This window comes from uncultured Duncaniella sp., assembly GCF_910577345.1.
GTDB lineage: Bacteria > Bacteroidota > Bacteroidia > Bacteroidales > Muribaculaceae > Duncaniella.
Map to the genome: position 1 here is coordinate 1 of NZ_CAJTMT010000063.1, position 2,688 is coordinate 2,688.

Genomic DNA, 2,688 nt, shown 5'->3' on the forward strand with positions numbered 1-2,688 from the left:
GAACCACAGCATCCATTCGGTTATGTCAAGATTGCCTTTTTGTGTCCGCTCAAGCACCTCATAATACGCCTTTTTATTGCGGTTGATTTCAGCAGACATACTATAATATCGCGCCGAATCCTCATCAAGCCTGGCAAGAAGCATATCGGCAAGAGTGCGGCTTATGCGACCGTTGCCGTCATCAAACGGATGAACGGTAACAAACCACAAGTGCGCCACAGCAGCCATGATGAAAGGTGACTGACCGGCAGTGTTGCACCACTCAATCAACCGCTTCATCTCCGCCGGAACAACATCCGATGGCGGAGCCTCGTAATGCACCTTCTCATGCCCGAAAGCACCGGACACTACCTGCATCGGCTCCTCTCCTTTCCGCCAATCGGCAACAGTGATTCTGTGCATACCACTTCTCCCAAACGGAAACAAAGCAGCGTGCCAATCGAACAACCGCTCATCTGTCAATGGCTTCCGGCAATTACGCACGGCGTCAAGCATCACATCGACCAATCCCTCGACATAATGATCCTCAACTAACAGTCCGTCATCCTCGATTCCGAGCCGTCGGGCGATACTGCTACGCACGGAATTCGGATTGAGCAACACGCCCTCGATTTCCGAAGAACTTATCAACTCCTCAGTCATAGCCGACAACAGCGACCGACACTTCTCGTTGAATCCAAGCATCGACATCCTACCGTTCAGGAGTCCATGCAACTGACTGAGCCGACTAAGCGGTTCAAGCAACGCCTCGGAGTCCCAGCGGAACTCAGGCCAATCCTCCCGTTGCCATATATAGGCACTATGTCTTTCAGTTCGTCTCATGTCGCGAAGTTAATCATTTGCAGTGTAACCGCCAAACATTCTCCGTAAATTTAAGGAGAATGGCGTAAGTTTTTCCGTGATAATTTTTGTAGTTTCTGTGATTTTGTATAACTTTGCGTTCGGAAACAAGAACATAGCGGTACAGACAAATTGCTCCAAAACGCTGATTGCAAGCAAATTACACTTTCAAAATTCAATTATACAATAAATCATTGAAAGTAAGCAACTTAGCGCATCTATCATCTGTACTTTTTTAAGAGGCTAACTCGCTGTTCATTAGCTGATTATATAGTATGCATCGGCAAGTAGATGATTGTCACCATTTGGTGATAAATGGCATAAACTATTGAAAAGTCACTCGTTACCGGGCGACTTTTTTCGTGCCTACTGCTCAATAAAACCACTTTTCACCCCTTTTCACCTGCTTTTTTATACCCGATTTGTATCAAGTCGGCCAGTCTTACTTTTAACCTCAGAAAGGTCTTGGACTTTTGAGACACGATGATACACTGTGAGACGCGATGAGACATTTTCGGCGAAATAACTGGCGAAATAACCACCAATAATGTGAAATATGAGCAGTAATATTGAAATCATTAAACGATGCGGATGGTGCGGCAATGAGTTTGTCGCACGAAAGACATCGACGGAGTATTGCAGCCACCGATGCTCCGGACTCGCCTATAAGGAGAGAAAGAGACAACAGAAAATTGAGGCTTTTAAGATTGAATATGTAAAAGCCTCCGATGAAGTAACGGAGATTGAGAAACTGGAATTTCTTTCTCCTACCCAACTATGTCAGTTATTAGGTATAAGCCGAACAACCATCTATCGTTATTTTGCAGACAATGCAATAACGACAGTACAATTCAAAGGCAAAACTCTCATCCGCAGAAAGGATGTTGACAGTCTTTTTGAGAATGGACATAAATATCTGAAGCGTCCAAAGAAAAAGTCAGAACCCATAACCGAATTCTACACCTCGAAGGAGGTGCAGGAGAAGTATGGCATCTCCAATTCGGGACTCTATGAGATAGCCAAACGTGAGAAGTGGCCGAAGACTCAACAAAGAGGCAAGACCCTTTGGAGGCGGAAGCATGTTGATGCTTACTTCGCAAAACAACAGCCCAGTGAGGAAATATCTGAGTGGTACACCGCAACTGAGATTCAGGCGCGATATGGGATGACATTATCGGCAATATACTGTTTGGTGTCAAAGGAGGGTATTCCCAAGAAAAAGGTTGGCGCAGCTACATTCTACTCCAAATATCATTTCGATTTAGCCAAAGGTGCGGTTGAACCGAAAGGACCGGAGTATTACACATATCCGGAAGCGATGGAGAAATATGGACTGACTCGCGACCAGTTGCACCACTATCTGAAGTATCATAACATCTCCCGTGTTAAGAAAGGCAAGTACACACATATTCTCCGAAATGAATTGGATAATCTCTTAAAATCACCGGAGATATAGCCGATGGAGACGATTTGGAGATACATAGGAGAGCATCCGGACTCTATTGTTCTCCCTTATTTCTCCCTGTAATTTTGCAACCGAATCCCTGACACGGATATGCCATGTCGGCGTGCCGTTTTCCCAAGGGTTCGGTTGTAAATTTATGGAAACATCCATCAGCTTTGATAAGTTGCCCGAAGCGGTGACTTATCTGACCGCGTTGGTAACAAGCCTGCTCGGTGAACTGAGGGAGTTGCGCAACGCGCTCTCCCCACCCCAAAAAGTCGCGCCTGATTTTATATCCACTAAAGAGGCGTGCGCATTGCTTGGAGAGTGTAAGAACACTCTTTATAAAAAGGCGCGAAACGGCGTTGTTCCGGGTTACAAGAATCCCGGCGGCAAAGGCTGGC

General features: G+C 45.8%; 3 protein-coding genes. 2 read left to right on the top strand and 1 reads right to left on the bottom strand.

What is annotated here, in order from left to right; translation table 11 throughout:
- Positions 1 to 822 (bottom strand): Fic family protein (locus QZ310_RS13605; protein ID WP_297073826.1); only part of this gene is annotated, 822 nt, incomplete at its 3' end.
- A gap of 574 nt (positions 823 to 1,396) precedes the next feature.
- Here QZ310_RS13605 and QZ310_RS13610 point away from each other — a divergent pair.
- Both QZ310_RS13610 and QZ310_RS13615 read left to right on the top strand, forming a co-directional pair.
- Positions 1,397 to 2,296 carry a helix-turn-helix domain-containing protein gene (locus QZ310_RS13610; protein ID WP_297073827.1) on the top strand — a complete coding sequence of 300 codons (900 nt, stop codon included), beginning with the start codon at positions 1,397 to 1,399 and terminating at the stop codon, positions 2,294 to 2,296.
- Positions 2,297 to 2,441: 145 nt separating this feature from the next.
- Positions 2,442 to 2,688, top strand: a 247-nt coding sequence (locus QZ310_RS13615; protein ID WP_297073829.1) for a helix-turn-helix domain-containing protein, incomplete at its 3' end; no start/stop codon positions are given.

Bases quoted from the DNA above. Each gene is read 5' to 3' on its own strand.
- QZ310_RS13610 (WP_297073827.1), top strand. From the start codon at position 1,397: ATGAGCAGTAATATTGAAATCATTAAACGATGCGGATGGTGCGGCAAT.